The following is a 230-nucleotide window of genomic DNA, read 5'->3' on the forward strand; positions in this document are numbered from 1 at the left end:
TGAATAGCTACGAGACCGAGTAGCCAAGCCCAGGCAAGCAGTGCGGGTTGGCGTTGGGTCGAGCGTGAGAGTAACCACGCCACCGCTATAAAGAGCGTTATGCCAGTAATACCGCCCCACAGCGCGGTGCTACGCCAGGAAGGGCTGTGACGAACAGACTCCAGCGCTGCTGCGACCGAGCCAACGTTGGCGTTAATACCATCCAGGAACCAGCTAGCCGCGATTAAACC

The 230-nt window shown here is 58.7% G+C and carries 1 protein-coding gene; it reads right to left on the minus strand.

The features are described 5' to 3' along the window. Positions 1-230, minus strand: a 230-nt coding sequence (locus SB659_RS20650) for a hypothetical protein (protein WP_410551796.1), incomplete at both ends; no start/stop codon positions are given.

Origin of the sequence: Arthrobacter sp. SIMBA_036 (genome assembly GCF_046535135.1) — a bacterium.
Taxonomy (GTDB): Bacteria; Actinomycetota; Actinomycetes; order Actinomycetales; family Micrococcaceae; genus Arthrobacter.